This window comes from Nocardioides perillae, assembly GCF_013409425.1.
Lineage (GTDB): Bacteria > Actinomycetota > Actinomycetes > Propionibacteriales > Nocardioidaceae > Nocardioides > Nocardioides perillae.
The window spans coordinates 670,644-689,220 of the sequence record NZ_JACCAC010000001.1; the positions used below are offsets into that span (position 1 = coordinate 670,644).

Genomic DNA, 18,577 nt, shown 5'->3' on the forward strand with positions numbered 1-18,577 from the left:
TGCGGCGCGGGCCTCAGGTGTGCACCGGGCTGCCGCCGGTGACCGCGATGACCTCGCCGGTGACGTAGCTGGACTCGGCCGAGGCGAGGAAGACGAACGCGGTGGCGACCTCTGCCGGCTGCCCGGCGCGTCCCAGCGGCACCTGGCTGCCGAAGCCCTCGACCTTCTCCTCGGGCATCGTCGCCGGGATCAGCGGCGTCCAGATCGGACCCGGAGCGACCGCGTTGACGCGGATGCCGTCGGCCGCGACCGACTGCGCCAGGCCGCGGGTGAAGTTCACGATCGCCGCCTTCGTGGTGGCGTAGTCGAGCAGCTCGGGCGAGGGCGAGCTCGCCTGCACCGAGGTGGTGTTGATGATCGACCCGCCGCGCGGCAGGTGGGGGAGGGCCTCGCGGCTCAGCCAGAACATTGCGTAGACGTTGGTCTTCAGCACCCGGTCGAGCTGCTCGGTAGTGATGTCGGCCAGGCCGCCGGGCTGCGCCATCTGGTAGGCCGCGTTGTTGACCAGCACGTCGAGCCCGCCCAGCTCGTCGACGGTGCGGCGCACGAGCTCGCGGCAGAAGTCCTCGGAGGTGAGGTCACCGGGCACGACCAGCGCTCGCCGGCCGGCCGCCTCGACGAGCTCCGCCGTACGCCGGGCGTCGTCCTCCTCCTCCGGCAGGAAGGTGATCGCCACGTCGGCGCCCTCCCGGGCGAAGGCGAGCGCGACCGCGCGCCCGATGCCGGAGTCGCCACCAGTGATGAGAGCGACCCGGTCGGCCAGCTTGCCGGTGCCGCGGTAGGACTCCTCGCCGTGGTCGGGCTCGTCGCCCAACCGCTCGGTCACCGAGCCCGGCGACCCCGGCGCGGGCAGCTGCTCGCCCTCCGTGTCGGGCTGCCCGTGCTGGCGCTGCGGGTCGGTCGTCGCGGGCTCGTGCGGCTCGTGCTCGGACACGTCGGTGCTCCTGCTGGTCGCGGTCGGGACCCCGCCCCGTACCCCGGGCCGAGGCCCGTCACCGGCGCCGGCCTTGCCCGGACGCGCGCTCTCACCCGTGGGGGTGCGCCCCGGCCGCTGCGTCGGTGCCGCCCAGCGCGTAGGCGTGCGGGTCGGGGGCGAAGCGCACCACCTCGGGCGCGCCGCCCGCGACGGTGCGGCCCGCGACGCGGGTGGCGGCCGTCAGGCTGGCGCAGCCCTGGCCGGCGCCGACGCGGCGCAGCCCGGCAAGGTCGCCCGCACCCCAGCGCCCGAGGGCGTCGGGACGCAGGGAGGGGTACATCACCTGGCGGGCGTCGCCGACGTGGCCGAGCCCGACGGCGTGGCCGACCTCGTGCAGCAGCAGGGTGCCGAGGGTCTGGCCGGGGCCGAAGCGCGCCGGCGCGCGGAAGGTGCGGTCGAGCACCACGCCGCCGCGGTCGAAGACGCCGACCGAGCCGTCGGAGGTCATCCGGCCGCCCGAGCCTCCGATGCCGACGACGCCGCCCGCGAGCCGGCGCACCTGGCGCGGCGTGGCCCAGGCGATGGTCAGGCTGGTGCGCGGGGCGTAGCGCGCGCGGCGCACGTCGTTGAACGGGATGGCGGTGGTCCGCCCGGCGTAGCGGAAGCGCAGGCCCGACGCCTCGGCGATCCGGCGGAACGTGCCGTGCACCGCCCGCACGCCGCCGGCGGGCGCGCCGGTCGGGTTCACGCGGTAGGTGAGCGGCGAGCAGGGGTCGTAGCGGAAGCCGCGCAGCAGCGGGCGCCACGCCGTCGGCGACCCGGCGCCGCTCCAGCCGAGCGTGACCTCGACGGGTGAGGCGAGCGCAGTCGTCACGGCGTCGAGCACGACGCCGACGAGGGCGCCGAGCAGGCCGAGCGGCAGCACCGCCTCACGACGCTCCACCGTCGTCACGAGGGTGCCGCGCCACGCCCACCACGTCGGCACCGGCAGCCGGAAGCTCCCGTCGTCCGCGGTCGTGACGGCCGGGCCCATCGGCAGCAGGCCGTTCGGCGTGCGCAGGTGCAGCCGCACGCGCCGGTCCTCCCCGACGCCGGCGACCGCGCCGGCCACCGTGCCGGTCACGGCCAGGCCCTGCCCGACCCGGACGAGGCTCGTCGCGGGCGAGGTCAGGTCCACGGTCGCGGGCAGGTGGTCCGGCTCCGCGGCCGCCGCGGGTCCGGCGTGCGCCGTGGTCGTGAGGAGGGCGGCGATGAGGGTGGCGGTGGTCGCGAGCCGGGTGGTCCGGCGGGCGCGCAGGGGCACGGGGGCTCCAGGGGAGGGCGAGGTGGACGGGGGGTTCCGCCGTCCCGATCGGCCGTCGCGGGGGCAGCCTGAGCGGAACCGGACGAGACCACCTCGCGGGGTGGAGCGGGCTGGGACGATGGGGCACGTGAGCACCTCGACCTCCCGCCCGACCGGAACGCGCCTGCCCGAGCCCCGTCTGCCGGAGGGCCCCGTCGACCTGGGCCTGGTCGTCGTCGACATGGACGGCACGCTGCTCGACGGCGAGGGCCGGGTGCCGGACGGCCTCTGGCCGCTGCTCGAGCGGCTCCGCGCCCGCGACGTCGTCTTCGCGCCGGCCAGCGGCCGTCAGCTCGCCACGCTGCAGGCGACCTTCGACCGCCTCGGCGACGACCTGGTCGTGATCGCCGAGAACGGCGCCTTCGTCGTGCGCGGCGACGAGGAGGTCTCCTCCACGGTGCTCGACCACGCCGTGGTGCACGAGGTGGTGCGGGCGATGCGCGAGCACGCCGCTGGCGGTCACGACGTCGGCGTGGTCGTGTGCGGCAAGCGGTCGGCCTACGTCGAGAGCGCCGACCCGCACTTCCGCGAGCAGGCGGGCCGCTACTACGCCCGCCTGGAGCAGGTGGCCGACCTGGTGGCGGTCGACGACGAGGTGCTCAAGGTGGCCGTCTTCGACCCCACCGCGGTCGCCGAGCACACGGCTCCCGCCCTCGAGCGCTTCCGCACGACCCACCAGGTGGTCGTCTCGGGCCACCACTGGGTCGACGTCATGGACGCCGCGACCAGCAAGGGGGTGGCGCTGCGCCGGCTGCAGGAGACGCTCGGCGTCGGGCCCGAGCGCACCGCGGCGTTCGGCGACTACCTCAACGACCTCGAGATGGTGGGCGAGGCCGAGCACTCCGTGGCCGTCGCGAACGCCCACCCCGAGGTGCTTGCCGCCGCGCGCTGGGTCGCGCCGAGCAACCTCGAGCGCGGCGTGCTCGTCGCGCTCGAGACGATGCTGGGGGAGGTCTCGAGACGGGCCTGACGACCCTCCTCGGCCACCCCGCAGGTCAGTCCTGGTCCTCGACCTCCGCGATGTGCACGACGGCGTCGCCGGAGTTGACCAGCGGTGCCTCGGTGCGGCCGACGACGACGCCGTCGCGGTCGGCGTGCACGAGCCGCACCCGCTTGCCGAAGGAGTCGAAGAGCCCGCCGAGGCGGTCGCCCTGGGCGACCCGCTGGCCGAGCTCGGCCTCGAGGTGGAGCATGCCCGTGCCGCGCGCGCGGACCCAGCCGCTGCGCCGCGAGCGCAGGCTGGGCGTGGGGGGGTCCTCGGCGAGCGGCTCGGTCATGCCGAGGGCGGCCAGCACCCGGCGCACCCCCCGCACGCCGGCGTCGACCGCCCACGGGTCCATCCGCCACGCCTCGCCGCCCTCGTAGAGCAGCACGGCGGCGCCGCGCTCGCGCGCGGCGTGGCGCAGCGAGCCGTCGCGCAGCCGTGCGTGCAGCGTCACCGGGGCGGCGAAGGCGGCCGCGAGGTCGCGGCAGCGCGGGTCGTCGAGGTCGGTGCGCACCTGCGGGAGGTTGGAGCGGCGGTCGGAGCCGGTGTGCAGGTCGATGCCGACCTCGCACTTGGCGACCACCTCGGTCATCACCAGGTGGGCGATCCGCCCGGCGAGCGAGCCGCGCGCCGAGCCGGGGAAGGAGCGGTTGAGGTCGCGGCGGTCCGGCAGGTAGCGGTCACCCGTCATGAAGCCGAGCACGTTGACGATCGGCAGCGCGATCAGCGTGCCGCGCAGCGCCTTCGGGTCGAGGTCGGCCAGCACCTGCCGCACCACCTCGACGCCCACCGCCTCGTCGCCGTGGATCGCGGCGTCGACCCACACCGTCGGGCCGTCCTCGCGGCCGTGCAGCACCCGCACGGGCAGGTCGACCTCGGCGCCGGTGACGAGCCGGGTGATCGGCAGCGACAGCGCTTGCTCGCGGCCCGCGCGCACGCGCACCGAGCCGATCTCGAAGGACGGGCGCGCCACCTAGCGGCCCCGGTTGCGACGACGCAGGGCCAGCGGCGGGCGACCACCGGCGTACGACCGGGAGGGGTCGACGACGTAGCCCTGCCGCAGCGCCTCGCGGCCCACGAGCATGCGGAAGCCCATCTCGTCGCGGCGGCTCAGCGTCACCTCGGCGGTGACGGTGCGCCCGACCAGCGTCAGCGCCATCGGCACCACGAGCCGGACCTCGGTGTGGCCGGAGGACGAGCGCACCTCCCGCTCGTCGAGCACGCGTGCCTCGGTCTCCACGGCGTCGTCGTCGCTCGCCTGCCAGGGGTGGACGGAGAAGCGGACCCACCGCTCGCCGTCGCGGGTGGTCTCCTGCACGTCGAAGGCGTGGAGCGCCGAGGTGCGCGCGCCGGTGTCGATCTTCGCCTTCACCCACGGCACCCCGACCTCGGGCAGGCCGACCCACTCCCGCCACCCCGTGAGGGTGTAGGAAGGGTCTGCCAGCGTCGTCGTCGCCACCGTGGCTCCTCTCCGTCCGCCGGGGGTGGGTGCGGGGGCCGAGGCCCCCGAGGGAGACATGAAGCTCGCCATCCTGTCCCGCGCGCCCCGCTCGTACAGTACGCAGCGCCTCCGGACCGCCGCCCTCGACCGGGGCCACCACGTCAAGGTGCTCAACACCCTGCGCTTCGGCATCGACCTCTCCGGCGACGAGCCCGACCTGCAGTTCCGCGGCAAGCACCTGTCGCACTACGACGCGGTCCTGCCGCGCATCGGCAACTCGGTGACCTACTTCGGCACCGCGGTGGTGCGGCAGTTCGAGCAGATGGACGTCTACACGCCCAACACCTCGTGGGGCATCGCCAACTCCCGCGACAAGCTGCGCGCCACCCAGATCCTCTCGCGTCACGGCATCGGCATGCCGGCCACGACCTTCGTGCGCGACCGCGCCGACGTGATCCCCGCGATCGAGCGGGTCGGCGGCGCCCCGGTCGTCATCAAGCTGCTCGAGGGCACCCAGGGCATCGGCGTGATCCTCGCCCCCGACATCAAGGTCGCCGAGGCGATCATCGAGACCCTGCAGAGCACCCGGCAGAACGTGCTGATCCAGCACTTCGTGTCGGAGTCCAAGGGTCGCGACATCCGCGCGCTCGTCGTCGGCGACCGGGTCGTGGCAGCCATGCGGCGGGTGGCGAAGGGCGACGAGTTCCGCTCCAACGTGCACCGCGGCGGGTCGGTCGAGGCCGTCCACCTCGACCCCGACTTCGAGAAGGCGGCGGTGCGCTCGGCGCAGATCATGGGTCTGCGCGTCGCCGGCGTCGACATGCTCGAGGGCAACGACGGGCCGCTCGTCATGGAGGTCAACTCCTCGCCGGGCCTCGAGGGCATCGAGACCGCCACGGGGCTCGACGTGGCGGGCGCGATCATCGACTTCGTCGACAACCAGGTCGCCTTCCCCGAGATCGACGTGCGCCAGCGGCTCACGGTGTCCACCGGCTACGGCGTCGCCGAGATCGTGGTGCTCGAGGCCTCCGACCTCGTCGGCAAGGCGCTGGGCGACTCGGGCCTGCGCGAGCGCGACGTCAGCGTGCTGACCCTCCACCGGGGCACGACGGTGATCCCGAACCCGGCGGCCCGCCACGTGCTCGAGGCCGGCGACCGGCTGCTGTGCTTCGGCAAGCTGGAGGAGATGCGCTCGATGATCCCGAGCCGCCGCCGTCGCTCGCGCAAGGTGAAGAAGCTGCCCAAGGAACCGATCCACGACGCCCCCGCCGGCTGAGCGGACCCGGCCGAGCGGCCGCTCGGTCACCCCGCCGGGTGGGATCTGCGATCGGACCCATCCGACGCGGCGGGGGTGTCGAACACCCCGTGGCGGCCCGCCCCATCACCACGAGGGGTGAACGATCACCTGCCGGGGGTGAGGCGCGGGCTGCCCTCGGGGCGCGCGGGTCCGTGCGCGCGACGGGGTCGCACGACGAGGCCGCACCTCACCCGTCGCGCCCGCCGCGCGCCTCGACGTACGCCGTGAGGTCGGCGTCGGCGGCCTCCACCAGGCCCGCCACCTCGCCGCCGTCGCAGGTGAGCAGGCCGACGACCAGCCGCTCGCCGTCGCGGGCGAGCAGCCGCCAGTGGCCGCCGGAGGCCTCCCAGCGCTGCACCTGCTCGAGCGGGGTGTCCACGCCGCGCATCGTGCCACCCGAGGTGCCCCCGCGCCCCTCACCGGCGGGGGGACGGCTCGCGGCGCTCGCCGTGCCAGTAGGCGAGGCGGCCGCGTCGCGCGACGGCGCGCAGGCGCCGCTCGGTCTCGCGGCGCACCGGGTCGGGCACGGCGAGCAGCAGGGTGTCGCCGGAGCGCAGCGTCGTGTGGGCGTCGGGCACCAGCACGCGTCCCTCGCGGTGCACCAGCGCGAGCGCGGCCTCCGGGGGCAGCCGCAGGTCGGTGACGTATAGGCCGGCCATCTGCGAGCCCTGCGGGACCTCGAGCTGCAGCAGCGCCGCCGACATCCCCTCGAGCGGCGCCGACTCCACCGCCAGGTCGAGCGGTGACGTCGCGACGGCGACACCGGTGCGCCGCGCGAGCCACGGCAGGGTCGGCGCCTGCAGCAGGGTGAAGACGACGACGAGCACGAAGACCACGTCGAAGATGCGGGTGGCGGAGGGCAGGCCCTGCGCGACGGGGATGGTCGCCAGCACGATCGGCACGGCGCCGCGCAGCCCCGCCCAGGAGAGGAAGACCTGCTCGCGCCAGGGCAGGCGGGCCCACACGCTGCACACCGCCACCGCCAGGGGGCGCGCGACGACGGTGAGGGCCAGGCCGACCGCGGCCGCCGGGAGCAACGCGTCGAGCAACCGTGCGGGGCTGGCCAGCAGCCCGAGCAGCACGAAGAGCGCGATCTGGGCCAGCCACGCCAGGCCTTCGGCGAAGCCCAGGCTGGCCTGGTGGTGGGGCAGCCGGCTGTTGCCGAGCCACAGCCCGGCGACGTAGACCGCCATGAGCCCGGACCCTCCGAGCAGCGCCGCGCCGGAGAAGGCCAGCAGCAGCCAGGTGAAGGTGGCGAGGGGGTAGAGCCCCGACGACGGGAGGGCCCCGCGCCGCAGTGCCGTCGCGCCGACCGCGCCGGCGGCGAGGCCGACCCCCACGCCCAGCACGACCTGGAGCACCAGCTGACCGGCGATCGCCCATCCCGAGGCGGTCTCCCAGGCGTCGGAGGCCACCAGCGTGACCAGGATGATCACCGGCGGGTCGTTGAGCCCCGACTCGGCCTCGAGCGTGGCGCGCAGCCGCGGTCGCACCGGCAGGCGGCGCAGCACCGAGAAGGTCGCGGCGGCGTCGGTGGAGCCGACGACGGCGCCGAGCAGCAGCGCGGTGCGCCAGTCGACGTCGAGCAGCGCGTGGCTCAGCACGGCGGTCACCGCGACGCTCACCGCGACGCCGACGGTCGCGAGCAGGCCGGCGAGGCCCAGGACCGGCCGCATTACCGACCACCGGGTGGACAGCCCGCCCTCGCCGATGATCACCGCGAGCGCGAGGGTGCCGAGCACCGTCGTCAGGGCCGCGTCCTCGAAGGGCAGCCCGAGCCCCGACTCGCCGAGCGCGAGCCCGATGGCGAGGTAGAGCAGCAGGCTCGGCAGCCCGGCCCCGACAGAGAGCCGCACGGCCAGCACGCCGACGAGCAGCACCAGCGACCCGGCGAAGACCGCCATGTCGAGGTCGAGGCCCGCGTAGTCACCCACCCCTCCAGCGTGCCGCGACGACCGCCCCGACCCGATGGGGTCTCCTCCCCACAGTGTGCGGGCCGGGCCGGGCACTGCTGGGCGGGTGCGGCGTGCGGAGCACCGGACGGGTCAGGGCGCGCTGGTCGGTGACCAGCTCGCTGCTGACGCGCGTGGCCGCGGCCAACCTCCTCGTCTACGGCGCGGGGGCGGTCGCGCTCGCCACCGGGCCCGTCGCCGTGCCCCGCGACCCCGAGCCGGGGTCGGTCGTGCTGCTGGTGCTCGGGGTGCTCGTGCTCACCGGCGTCGTCGCGCTGCTCCTCGGCCCGACCCTGCGCGCGCTCGACCAGGTCGTCGAGGCGCTCGACCTCACCGGCGCGGCCGGACGCGTGCCCGTGCCGCGCCCGCGGGAGGCGGCGCGGCTGGCGACGGCGGTCGACGAGCTGCTCGACCGCGTCGAGCGGGCGCAGGCCGACCGCGCACTGGCGGTGACCGACGCCGAGGAGGCCGAGCGCGCCCGCATCGCCCAGGACCTGCACGACGGCGTCGGGCAGTCGCTCACCGCGGTGCTGCTCGAGCTCGCCGCGGCCGAGCGGTCGATGGCGCCCGAGGAGCGCGCCGCCGTCGCCGCCGCGCGCGAGGGGGTGCGGGCGGCGCTCGAGGAGGTGCGCGTGGCCGCCCGTCGGCTGCGGCCCCACGTGCTGGAGGACCTCGGCCTGCGCAGCGCCCTGGTCGCCCTCACCACCGACCTCTTCGCCGCGACCGACGTCGCGGTCCACCGCGCGGTCGTGCCCGGCCTCCCCGCGATGTCGGAGGCCACCGAGCTGGTCGTCTTCCGCGTGGCGCAGGAGGCCCTGACCAACGTGGCGCGCCACGCCGACGCCCGCACGGTGCGGCTGCGCCTCGGCCCCGTCGGCGCCCACGTCGAGCTCGTGGTCGAGGACGACGGCCGCGGCGTCGACCCGGCGGCACCCGCCACCCAGGGCACCGGGCTGCGCGGCATGGCCGAGCGCGCCGCCGGCGTCGGCGGCAGCCTGAGCGTCACGCGGCGCGAGGGCGGTGGCACGCGGGTGCGGCTGCTGGTGCCGGCCGCGCCCCCGGCTGCGGCCCCGACCGCGGCCCCGGAGGGCGGCCGGTGAGCGCGACGCGGGCCCGCACCGACCCGGGGCGGCCGGCCCGGGTGGTCCTGGCCGACGACCACGCGCTGGTGCGCCGCGGCGTGCGCCTGATCCTCGACGCCGAGCCCGACCTCGAGGTGGTCGCCGAGGTCGGCGACGGCCGCGCGGCCCTCGACGTGCTGCGCACGGTGCCGGCCGACCTGCTCCTGCTCGACGTCGCGATGCCCGTGATGACCGGGCTGCAGGCGGCCCGCGAGGTGCAGCGCCGCGGGCTGCAGGTGACCGTGCTGATGCTCTCGATGCACGACAACGAGCAGTACTTCTTCGACGCGCTGCGTGCCGGGGCCGCGGGCTACGTGCTCAAGGCCGCCGCCGACCGCGACCTCCTCGAGGCGTGTCGGGCGGCGCTGCGCGGCGAGACGTTCCTCTACCCCGGCACCGAGCGCGCCCTGGTGCGCGAGTGGGTGGCGCGCGAGCGCCGCGGCGAGCGGCACGCCCCCGCGCTGCTCACGGCCCGCGAGGACGAGGTCGTCAAGCTCGTCGCCGAGGGCCACAGCACCCGCGAGATCGCCCGGCTGCTCGTCATCTCGCCGCGCACCGTGGAGCGCCACCGGGAGAACGTGCTGCGCAAGCTCGGCCTGCGCGACCGCACCGAGCTGACGAGGTACGCCGTGCGCGTGGGACTGATCGAGCCCTAGCGGGGCGCGGCTCGGCACCCCGGGAATGGAAGAACCGCCCGGTGGTCTCGGGTCCACCGGGCGGTTCGAGCACCACTGTAGCCCGCGGTCCCGGCCGTTGTCAGGGTTTCCGCCTCAAGATCGGCTCAAGGAGCGCGCGGGCCGGTCGGGCGCCGGCCTCAGGCCCGCTTCGCCAGCCGCAGCCAGGTGTCCACCACGGTGTCGGGGTTGAGCGACATCGACTCGATCCCCTGGTCGAGGAGCCAGTCGGCGAGGTCGGGGTGGTCGGAGGGGCCCTGGCCGCAGATGCCGACGTACTTCCCCTGCGCCTTGCAGGCCTCGATCGCGCGGCTGAGCATGTGGAGCACCGCCGGGTCGCGCTCGTCGAAGCCCTCGGCCACGAGGCCGGAGTCGCGGTCGAGGCCGAGCGTCAGCTGGGTCATGTCGTTCGAGCCGATGGAGAAGCCGTCGAAGTGCTCGAGGAACGCCTCGGGGATCACCGCGTTGGACGGCACCTCGCACATCATCACGACCCGCAGGTCGCCCTCCCCGCGGCGCAGGCCGTGCTCGCCGAGCAGGCGGATCACGCCCTCGGCCTCCTTCACCGTGCGGACGAAGGGGATCATCACCTGCACGTTGGTCAGGCCCATCTCGTCGCGAACGTGGCGGATCGCGGCGCACTCCATCTCGAAGCACTCCGCGAAGTCGGCCGAGAGGTAGCGCGAAGCGCCCCGGTAGCCGATCATCGGGTTCTCCTCGTCGGGCTCGTAGCGCTCGCCGCCGACGAGGTTGGCGTACTCGTTGGACTTGAAGTCGCTCATCCGCACGATCACGGGCTCGGGCGCGAAGGCCGCCGCGATCATCGAGACGCCCTCAGCGACCCGCTTGACAAAGAAGTCGCGCGGGCCGGCGTACGCCGCGGTGAGCTCCTCGATCTCCTCCCGCAGGTCGTCGGGCAGGGAGGAGGGGTCCCGCTCGAGGTCGAGCAGCGCCTTCGGGTGGATCCCGATCTGGCGGTTGATGACGAACTCCAGGCGCGCGAGGCCGACGCCGGCGTGGGGCAGGCGGGAGAACGCGAAGGCCTGCTCGGGGGTGCCGACGTTCATCATGATCTTCACCGGGACCTCGGGCATCGACCCGAGCTCGGTGGTCGTGACGTCGAAGTCGAGCAACCCGTCGTAGACCAGCCCGGTGTCGCCCTCGGCGCAGGAGACCGTGACCTCGCGGCCGTCGGCGAGGTCGCGGGTCGCCGAGCCGGTGCCGACGACGGCGGGGATGCCGAGCTCGCGGGCGATGATCGCGGCGTGGCAGGTGCGCCCGCCCCGGTTGGTCACGATGGCGGCGGCCCGCTTCATGATCGGCTCCCAGTCGGGGTCGGTCATGTCGGCGACCAGCACGTCGCCGGCGGTGAACTCGTGCATCTGGTCGACCGAGGTGAGCACGCGGGCGGCGCCGGCGCCGATCTTCTGGCCGATGGCGCGGCCCTCGACGAGCACGTCCGCGCCCGCGCGCGCGTCCTTCGGCATGGCGTAGCGCTCCAGGGTGCCCGTCGCACGGGACTGCACGGTCTCGGGGCGGGCCTGGAGCACGTAGAGCCGCCCGTCGAGGCCGTCCTTGCCCCACTCGACGTCCATCGGGCGGCCGTAGTGCTCCTCGATGGTGAGTGCGTGCCGGGCCAGTTCCTCGACCTCGTCGTCGGTCAGCGAGAGCAACCGCGCGTCGGCGGGGTCGACGTCGACGAACTCCGTGGTGCGGCCGACCTCGGCGTGCTCGGTGTAGACCATCTTGGTGGCCTTGGCGCCCACGCCGCGCTTGAGCACCGCCGGGCGGCCGGCCCGCAGCGCCGGCTTGTGGACGTAGAACTCGTCGGGGTTGACCGCGCCCTGCACGACGCCCTCGCCGAGGCCGTACGCCGACGTCACGAAGACCGCGTCGTCGAAGCCCGACTCGGTGTCCACCGTGAACATGACACCCGAGGCACCGACGTCGGAGCGCACCATCCGCTGCACGCCGGCCGAGAGGGCGACGTCGGCGTGGGCGAAGCCGTGGTGCACGCGGTAGGCGATCGCGCGGTCGTTGTAGAGGGAGGCGAAGACCTCGCGGATCGCGGTCATGACCGCGTCGATCCCGCGCACGTTCAGGAACGTCTCCTGCTGCCCGGCGAAGGAGGCGTCGGGGAGGTCCTCGGCGGTGGCCGAGGAGCGCACCGCGAAGGACGGCTCCTGACCGTCCGGCACCTCGGTGCCCTCGACGAGCTGCTCGAAGGCGCGGCGCACCTCGCGCTCGAGGTCCTCGGGGAAGGGCTGGGCGACCACTGCCTCGCGGATCTCGCGCCCCACCTCGGCCAGGCGGCGGGTGTCCTCCACGTCGAGGTCGCCGAGCAGCTCGTCGATGCGCTCGGCCAGGCCGGTGTCTCCGATGAAGTGGCGGTAGGCGTCGGCGGTGGTGGCGAAGCCGTCGGGCACCCGCACCCCGAGGTCGGCGAGCTGGGAGACCATCTCGCCGAGCGAGGCGTTCTTGCCGCCGACCTGGTCGAGGTCGGCCAGGCCGAGCTCGGAGAACCAGCGGACGAGGGGGGATGCGGTCATGGCCGTCCTTCCGTGGGGGTGGTGCCGGGAGTGCTGCGCTGGGTGCTGCGGGGGGTGCTGCGGGGGGTGCTGCGCGAGGTGGTGGCGGGGGTGTGCCGGGCGCGGGCCCGCGTCTTGAGGGTCTGCAGGATCAGCGCGGAGATCTCCTCGACCGACTTGGCGCTCGAGTCGATGACGGGGAGCCGGTGGGCGTCGAGGAGGGCCCGCGCGCGGCGCAGCTCCCAGCGGCACTGCTCGGGGGAGGCGTAGCGCGAGCCCGGGCGGCGCTCGTGGCGCACGCGGCTGAGCCGGTCGACGGTCGTCGTCAGCCCGAAGGCGCGGTCGAGGTGGTCGCGCAGCGGCTCGGGGAGGTCGTCGCGCTCGAGGTCCTCGTCGACCAGGGGGTAGTTGGCGACGAACAGCCCGTGTTGGAGTGCGAGGTACATCGACGTCGGCGTCTTGCCGCAGCGTGACGGCGCGAGGAGCACCACGTCGGCCTTCTCGAGCGCGCGCAGGCTCTGCCCGTCGTCGTGCTCGATGGTGAACTCCACCGCTGCCATGCGGTTGTTGTAGCGCTGCACGTCGCGCACGCCGTGCAGGCGGGCCGCCTGCCTGATGCCGGTGCGGCCGAGGATCGACTCCACGCGCGACATGTGCAGGTCGAAGAAGTCGATGATCGGCGCCCGCGTGCGTGCCAGCTCCTGGCGCACGGCGTCCTCGGCGGCGGTGGTGAAGACGAGCGGCACGGTGCCGGCGTCGACGACCTCGTCGAGCGTGGCGACGACCTCGCGGGCGTGCTCGACGGTCGTGATGAAGGGGATCGTCGTGCGGTCGAAGACCAGGTCGGGGAACTGGATGAGCAGCGCGTTGCCCATCGTCTCCGCACTGATGCCGGTGCTGTCGGAGAGGAACCACACGGGCACCGCCTCCGGCCCACCTGCCTGCTCGACCACCACCTCGGCATCCTCTCGCTCGACCGCCACCGTGCCTCCCGGTGCCCACGGGGCGGGCGTCCGAGTCGGCCCCGCCGGTCCCCGCCCGCGGCCGCTCGCACCGTACGCCGTGGCCGCCCTACCCCAGCGGGTGGTGTTGCGCGGCCCCCGGATTGGAGCCCGGCCGGGCGGGGGTACTGCGTCGTCACCACGGGCTGGCGGCCGCAGGCAGCCGGCTCGACCCAGGCACCACGACCACCGACCACAGGAGGACCCATGACCGAGGCCACCACACCGACCGGTCTCACCGGCGGCCCCGGCGGCACCGGCGGCACCGGCACCTCGGGCTACGCGACCGGCACGACCGGCTCCGGCTCCGGCGGCGGGACCGCCGAGAAGGCCCAGGAGGTCGCCGGCACCGCCAAGGAGCAGACCCAGGCCGTCGCCGGCACCGCGGCCAGCGAGGCCAAGGACGTCGCCGGCGAGGCGGCCCAGCAGGCGCGCGAGGTGGCCGGCGAGGCCAAGCAGCACGCCCGCGACCTGCTCGGGGAGGCCCGGGGCCACCTCGAGAGCCAGTCCTCGGAGCAGCTCGGTCGCCTGACCGACCTGCTGCGCGAGGCCGGCGACCAGCTGCAGTCGATGGCCCAGCAGGGTGACGGCGTCGCCGCCGACCTCGCCCGCCAGGTCGCCGACCGGGTCCAGGGACTCACCGGCCGCCTCGAGGGCCGCGAGCCCGCCGACCTGCTGCAGGAGGTGCGCGGCTACGCCCGTCGCAGCCCCGGCACGTTCCTGCTCGGCGCGCTCGCCGCCGGCGTCGTCGCCGGCCGCCTGGCGCGCGGCGCCAAGGACGCCGGTGTGATCGGCGGCTCGAGCACCTCGGGCACCTCCGGTCCCGCGGGCCTGGCCGGCAGCAGCGACCGCCTGCCGCAGACCACCGGTGACGCCGCCGCCGACCCCCTCGCGGGTCGCCCGGTGCCCACCGGCGTGCCGCAGGCCCACACCCTCGAGACCGCCCCGGGCAGCACGCCGGGCGTCCCCGGCGGCACCGGGATCGACCGCGGCGTCGACGGCGGCGTCGGCGGACCCGCGGTGCCGTCCCAGCGCACCGAGGACGACGCGCTCGACCTCGAGGCCTCCGGCACCGGTCTCGGATCCGACCCGACCGGGTACGGCGCGCGGCCGGCGGGCGGTGGTCCGGCGTGAGCACACCCCAGGACCGCACCGCGGTCACGGACGCTCCCGGCGTGCCGGGTCAGACCCGGGCCGCCAACCCCGGCGTCAGCGGCAGCACCGAGACCTTCGCCGGCGAGGACCACGCGCCGCGCGGCAGCGGTGACGGCCGCAGCCTCGGCGAGATCGTCAGCGACGTCACCGGCGACCTCAGCCGCCTCTTCCAGCAGGAGGTCGAGCTCGCCAAGACCGAGCTGAAGCAGGAGCTCACCAAGGCCGGCAAGGGCGCCGGGCTGCTCGGAGGTGCCGGCGTCGCCGGCCTCTACTTCCTCGGCTTCGCCTCGCTCGCCCTCGCCTACCTGCTGCACAACTGGCTGCCGCTCGAGGCGGGCGCCGGGATCGTCGCGCTGCTGTGGGGCCTCGTGGCCGCCGCGCTGGCGCTGACCGGCAAGAAGGAAGTCCAGGAAGCCAACCCGCAGCTGCCCCAGACGCAGCGCACGATCCAGGAGGACAAGGAATGGGTCAGAGCACAGAAGAGCTGAGCCGCGACATCGCGGGCACCCGCCGGGACCTGGCGTCGGACCTCGACGCGCTGCAGGACCGCGTGAGCCCGCAGGCCATCGTGGAGCGTCGCAAGGCGGCCGCCAAGGGCCGCTGGGAGTCGACCAAGAACAAGGTCATGGGCAGCGCCTCGTCGGCCAAGCACTCCGCCGCCGACACCGCCTCCGGCACCGCCGGCTCGGTGCGCGACGGTGCCTCCGGCGCCGTCCACGGCGTGGCCGACACCGCCAGCGGTGCGGTCTCGACCGTGGAGGACAAGGTGGAGGGCAGCCCCCTGGCCGCCGGCCTGGTCGCCTTCGGCGCCGGGGTCGTGCTCGCCGGACTGCTGCCGTCCTCGCAGCGCGAGGCGCAGGCCGCCCGCCAGGTCGTCGAGACGGCCAAGGAGCAGGGTCAGCCGCTCGTCGAGGAGGCGAAGTCGGTGGCCCAGCAGGTCGGCCAGGACCTCCAGGGGTCCGCCACCGAGCACGCCCAGGACCTGCAGCAGTCGGCGACCGAGAGCGCCGAGCAGGTGAAGGGCTCCGCCCAAGAGTCGGCCTCCCGGGTCCAGGACGAGGGCACGAGCGCGGTCGACGAGGTCAAGAGCTCCAGCTGACCGACCGCACGCGCCCTGCGGAAGGCGCCCCCACCCGGTGTGTCAGGGGAGTCCGGGTGGGGGCGCCGTCCTGCGTGCTGACGGCTCGCCGTCCGCCGGGCCGCTGCCCGTCGCACGCCGGCGGCCGGTCGGCCGCGTCGCCCGACTCCCCTGACCTCACCCACGTCGGAGGAGACCAGATGACCTCGCTCGCCCACCAGTCCACCGCCGAGCTCGGCGGGCGCCTCAGCGTGCTCGCCCGGCAGAAGGCCGACCACGTGCGCCTCGACCGGCTGCTGCACCGCCTCGAGCAGGCCGAGGGCCGCGAGGAGGACGAGGTGCTGCACCGGATCGCGCGGCTGGTCTTCCCGCACGCCTTCGCCGAGGAGTCGGTGCTCTGGCCGGTGCTGCGCCGCGAGCTGCCCGACGGCGAGGAGCTGACCCTGCAGGTGGAGCAGGAGCACCAGGAGGTCAACGAGCTCTGGACGCGCCTCGAGGACGCTGTCGACCTGCCGCACGCCCGAGGACCGCGCCGAGGGCAACACCTGGTCCGACCGCTTCGGCAATCCGGAGAACCGGGTCGACAAGATCGGCGTGCTCGTGCGCAGCCGGCCCGTCGGCTGAGGCTCGTGCCGACGGCTCGCGCGGGTGGGGTGAGGTCAGCCGACCGGCTCGGCGGGGTCGACCCCCGACTCGGCCGCGCCCTGGTCGCGCCGGTCCACGACCTCGCGCGCGACCAGCGCGAGCTTGACCTCGCGGGTGCTGGCCTGGCGCACGAGGTAGTCCCAGGCGCGGTCGTGCGTCAGGTCGTAGCGCTCCATCACGATGCCGATCGCCTGCCCGATGACCGAGCGGGTCTCGAGGGCGCGGGCGACGTCCTGCTGGTGGGCGAGGCGCTCGACCGAGCCGGCGGCCGCGGCGGCCACCGTCTCGAGGAGGCGGCGGCTGCCGGTCGACAGCGACACCTCCAGCGCGACGCCGACGAGCACGCCGCGCACGCGGCGTCCGTCCAGGAGCGGCACGCACACGAGGGCGCGCACCCCGTGCCGGGCGGCGAGGTCACCGACCGCCGACCACTCGTCGAGGGCGCGGCGCAGGACGTGCGCGGTCTCCCGGGCCTCGGCCGCCGCGTGGGCGGGCCCGGCGGCCGCGGCCAGCTCGGCGGCCACCAGGTCGCGGGCCACCGGGCCGGTGGCCGCCCGGCACTCCCACGGCCCGCCGAGGTCAACGACGAAGGCCACCTCGGAGACCTCGGGTGCGAGCAGCACGGCTCCGCGGGCGAGGTGGGTGAGCGTGGCGTCGAGCGCGTCCGCGTCACGGACCGGGCCCAGGGCCGGGTGCAGGACGTCGAGCACGTCGGGGTCGGTGCCGAGCGGAGCGGCCGCGGGTGCGGGCGCGCCGGTCGAGCCCGGGGTGGTCGCCCCGGGAAGCACGTGGTCAGGCACGGTCGCTCCTGGCCGGGCTACGGCGGTCACGACGGTCCGGGCGGTTGTCTGCACCCGTGGGGGACAACGTAGTCGAGGGCCCCAGGTCACGCGCGGGCGGGCTGTCCGTGGGCGCCTCGCGCGAGCACCCGCGGCCTGGCAGCCGGGCGAGCGCCTTCGCCCCGCGCCTCAGGGCCAGGCGGCGGGCGGGGCGGGGTCGACGGGCGGCTCGTCGAGCTCGACGACGCGGACGGGACCGCCGGGGTCGAGGCGCTCGCCGGGGGACGCGGCCGTCGTGGGTGTCCCCACCCCGACGACGAGCACGAGCGCGGTGACGCCGGCGTAGCCGGCGAGGGCGCGCACCAGCCCGGTGACGGCCGCGACGCGCAGCCCGTCGCGCAGGGGCAGCGCCGCGATCCGCTCGCTGCGGGACCGCACCACGGCACACCTCCTCGCCCTCACGCGTCGTCCGGCTGCTGCCGGGGGCGCCCGGTGGCGCCGCACCACCTCAACGACGCAGCGCGGCGAAGGTCCCGCCGCGCCTCGGTCGACTCAGCCAGCGCCGCCGCCTCCGGGTCCGACCCCGGGCCCCGCTCCCGCCTCGACGACGGCGCGGGCGAGGGCGGCGCGGACGGCTCGCACCGAGGGGCGGTCGGTCGTGGTGCGGCGCGCGGCGGTGAAGACCGATCGCTCGGGGTCGCCGGGCAGGTCGAGCAGCCGCACCCCCGGGTCGCCGCGGCCCACCCACACGAGGTCGGGCAGCAGGGCGACGGCGTTGCCGGAGGCGACGAGCGCGACGTGGGCCTGCAGGTCGGCGGTCTCGAAGCGCACGTCGGGCTCGAAGCCGGCGCGCCGGCACATCTGCTCGGCGAAGTGGCGCGAGGCCGCGCCGTGGGGCTCCATCACCCACGGCGAGCGGGCTGCGTCGGGCAGCGACCCCACGGCGTCCCAGGCCGCGGCGCTCCCCGTGCCGCCGCCGGTGGGGGGCAGTGCGAGCCGGATCCGGTCGCCGGTGAGCGGCTCGCGGTCGAGGCCGGGGTGCCACGGCGCGGCGTGGCCGGGGTACTGCTCGGCGACCACCAGGTCGAAGTCGCGGGCCGAGGTCTCGAGCAGCGCGGTCTCGGGCTCGCGCTGGGTGACCGTCACGCGCAGGCGCGGGTGGTCCTCGCCCAGCATCCGCAAGGTGGCGGGCAGCAGCGCGAGCGCGGCGGACTGGAAGACCGCGAGCCGCACCGGGCCGACCACCTCCCGCTGGGCCGAGGCGAGGTCGCTCTCGGCCTGCTCGAGCCGTTCGAGCACCGCGACCGTGTGCTCGACCAGGATCTCCGCCTCGGGCGTCAGCTGCACCCGGCGACCGGCCTTGCGCAGCAGCTCCACCCCGGCCTCCCGCTCCAGCTGCGCGAGCTGCTGGGAGACCGCCGACGGGCTCTGGTGCAGGGCAGCGGCGACGTCGGCCAGCGTGCCGCGCAGGGCCAGCTCGCGCAGCAGCCGCAGCCGTCGTACGTCGAGCACGGAGGCCTCCTCGCCGCCCACGGGGGACCGGTCGATCGTGAAGCACAGGTGACGAGCACCCGTCAGAAGAGTTCACTTCACCTTACGCGTCGGTCGCCGCACACTGGGAGGACCCGGCGCGCCACCCGCGCGCCCGCCCGCCTGCGAGGAC

18 protein-coding genes and 1 pseudogene are annotated in these 18,577 nt (G+C 75.5%); 8 read left to right on the plus strand and 11 right to left on the minus strand.

The features are described 5' to 3' along the window. Positions 1–13 precede the first annotated feature (13 nt). Both BJ989_RS03200 and BJ989_RS03205 read right to left on the minus strand, forming a co-directional pair. Entirely contained in the window at positions 14–934 is a 921-nt protein-coding gene (locus tag BJ989_RS03200) for a glucose 1-dehydrogenase (RefSeq protein ID WP_179516969.1), read from the minus strand. A 91-nt stretch (positions 935–1,025) separates the two neighbouring features. Then, on the minus strand, positions 1,026–2,219 hold the full coding sequence (locus BJ989_RS03205; protein WP_179516970.1) for a matrixin family metalloprotease: 1,194 nt from the start codon (positions 2,217–2,219) through the stop codon (positions 1,026–1,028). A 127-nt stretch (positions 2,220–2,346) separates the two neighbouring features. On the opposite strand from BJ989_RS03205, the gene BJ989_RS03210 reads away from it, so the two are divergent. Then, positions 2,347–3,228, plus strand: a complete 882-nt coding sequence (locus BJ989_RS03210) for a Cof-type HAD-IIB family hydrolase (RefSeq protein ID WP_218848700.1) — start codon at positions 2,347–2,349, stop codon at positions 3,226–3,228. 25 nt (positions 3,229–3,253) lie between these two features. On the opposite strand, the gene BJ989_RS03215 is transcribed toward BJ989_RS03210, so the two are convergent. Both BJ989_RS03215 and BJ989_RS03220 read right to left on the minus strand, forming a co-directional pair. Beyond that, the gene (locus BJ989_RS03215; protein WP_179516972.1) at positions 3,254–4,216 is read right to left on the minus strand and encodes a succinylglutamate desuccinylase/aspartoacylase domain-containing protein; all 963 of its coding nucleotides are present in this window, start codon (positions 4,214–4,216) and stop codon (positions 3,254–3,256) included. Beyond that, positions 4,217–4,702, minus strand: coding sequence for an ATP-dependent zinc protease family protein (locus BJ989_RS03220; RefSeq protein WP_343049054.1), 486 nt, complete (start codon positions 4,700–4,702; stop codon positions 4,217–4,219). Positions 4,703–4,760: 58 nt separating this feature from the next. Between BJ989_RS03220 and rimK the strand changes: the two genes are divergently transcribed. Beyond that, a complete protein-coding gene (rimK, locus tag BJ989_RS03225; RefSeq protein ID WP_179516974.1) occupies positions 4,761–5,960 on the plus strand; it encodes a 30S ribosomal protein S6--L-glutamate ligase in 1,200 nt (399 codons plus the stop codon). A gap of 208 nt (positions 5,961–6,168) precedes the next feature. Here the strand turns inward: rimK and BJ989_RS03230 are convergent, their stop codons facing one another. Together BJ989_RS03230 and BJ989_RS03235 are read right to left on the minus strand one after the other, a co-directional pair. Continuing rightward, positions 6,169–6,360 (minus strand): hypothetical protein, encoded by a 192-nt coding sequence (locus tag BJ989_RS03230; protein WP_179516975.1) that lies wholly within the window; start codon positions 6,358–6,360, stop codon positions 6,169–6,171. Between the two features lie 37 nt (positions 6,361–6,397). Continuing rightward, positions 6,398–7,915 (minus strand): potassium/proton antiporter, encoded by a 1,518-nt coding sequence (locus BJ989_RS03235; RefSeq protein ID WP_343049055.1) that lies wholly within the window; start codon positions 7,913–7,915, stop codon positions 6,398–6,400. A gap of 128 nt (positions 7,916–8,043) precedes the next feature. Between BJ989_RS03235 and BJ989_RS17430 the strand changes: the two genes are divergently transcribed. Continuing rightward, positions 8,044–9,033 (plus strand): histidine kinase, encoded by a 990-nt coding sequence (locus BJ989_RS17430; RefSeq protein ID WP_179516976.1) that lies wholly within the window; start codon positions 8,044–8,046, stop codon positions 9,031–9,033. Beyond that, positions 9,030–9,710: a response regulator gene (locus BJ989_RS03245; protein WP_179516977.1), complete on the plus strand. Its 681-nt coding sequence runs from the start codon at positions 9,030–9,032 to the stop codon at positions 9,708–9,710. Before BJ989_RS17430 ends, BJ989_RS03245 begins: the two co-directional genes overlap by 4 nt. Before the next feature lie 158 nt (positions 9,711–9,868). On the opposite strand, the gene ppsA is transcribed toward BJ989_RS03245, so the two are convergent. Both ppsA and BJ989_RS03255 read right to left on the minus strand, forming a co-directional pair. Then, positions 9,869–12,277 (minus strand): phosphoenolpyruvate synthase, encoded by a 2,409-nt coding sequence (gene ppsA, locus BJ989_RS03250; protein ID WP_179516978.1) that lies wholly within the window; start codon positions 12,275–12,277, stop codon positions 9,869–9,871. Beyond that, complete coding sequence (locus tag BJ989_RS03255) at positions 12,274–13,212, minus strand: pyruvate, phosphate dikinase/phosphoenolpyruvate synthase regulator (protein ID WP_179516979.1); 939 nt, start codon at positions 13,210–13,212, stop codon at positions 12,274–12,276. The genes ppsA and BJ989_RS03255 overlap by 4 nt, the downstream gene beginning before the upstream one ends. Before the next feature lie 252 nt (positions 13,213–13,464). Between BJ989_RS03255 and BJ989_RS03260 the strand changes: the two genes are divergently transcribed. The 4 genes and pseudogenes from BJ989_RS03260 to BJ989_RS18970 form a co-directional block, all read left to right on the plus strand. Further along, entirely contained in the window at positions 13,465–14,391 is a 927-nt protein-coding gene (locus BJ989_RS03260; RefSeq protein ID WP_179516980.1) for a hypothetical protein, read from the plus strand. Then, positions 14,388–14,900 carry a phage holin family protein gene (locus BJ989_RS18580; protein ID WP_218848702.1) on the plus strand — a complete coding sequence of 171 codons (513 nt, stop codon included), beginning with the start codon at positions 14,388–14,390 and terminating at the stop codon, positions 14,898–14,900. The genes BJ989_RS03260 and BJ989_RS18580 overlap by 4 nt, the downstream gene beginning before the upstream one ends. After that, entirely contained in the window at positions 14,876–15,511 is a 636-nt protein-coding gene (locus BJ989_RS03270; protein WP_179516981.1) for a DUF3618 domain-containing protein, read from the plus strand. The genes BJ989_RS18580 and BJ989_RS03270 overlap by 25 nt, the downstream gene beginning before the upstream one ends. 179 nt (positions 15,512–15,690) lie before the next feature. Beyond that, positions 15,691–15,945 (plus strand): annotated as a pseudogene (locus BJ989_RS18970) (hypothetical protein); the annotation flags it as partial. 204 nt (positions 15,946–16,149) lie between these two features. Here the strand turns inward: BJ989_RS18970 and BJ989_RS18585 are convergent. The 3 genes from BJ989_RS18585 to BJ989_RS03290 form a co-directional block, all read right to left on the minus strand. Next, positions 16,150–16,935, minus strand: coding sequence for an ANTAR domain-containing protein (locus BJ989_RS18585; RefSeq protein ID WP_179516982.1), 786 nt, complete (start codon positions 16,933–16,935; stop codon positions 16,150–16,152). 168 nt (positions 16,936–17,103) lie between these two features. After that, positions 17,104–17,355 (minus strand): hypothetical protein, encoded by a 252-nt coding sequence (locus BJ989_RS03285; protein ID WP_179516983.1) that lies wholly within the window; start codon positions 17,353–17,355, stop codon positions 17,104–17,106. A gap of 111 nt (positions 17,356–17,466) precedes the next feature. Then, complete coding sequence (locus BJ989_RS03290) at positions 17,467–18,447, minus strand: LysR family transcriptional regulator (protein WP_343049056.1); 981 nt, start codon at positions 18,445–18,447, stop codon at positions 17,467–17,469. Between the last annotated feature and the right edge of the window lie 130 nt (positions 18,448–18,577).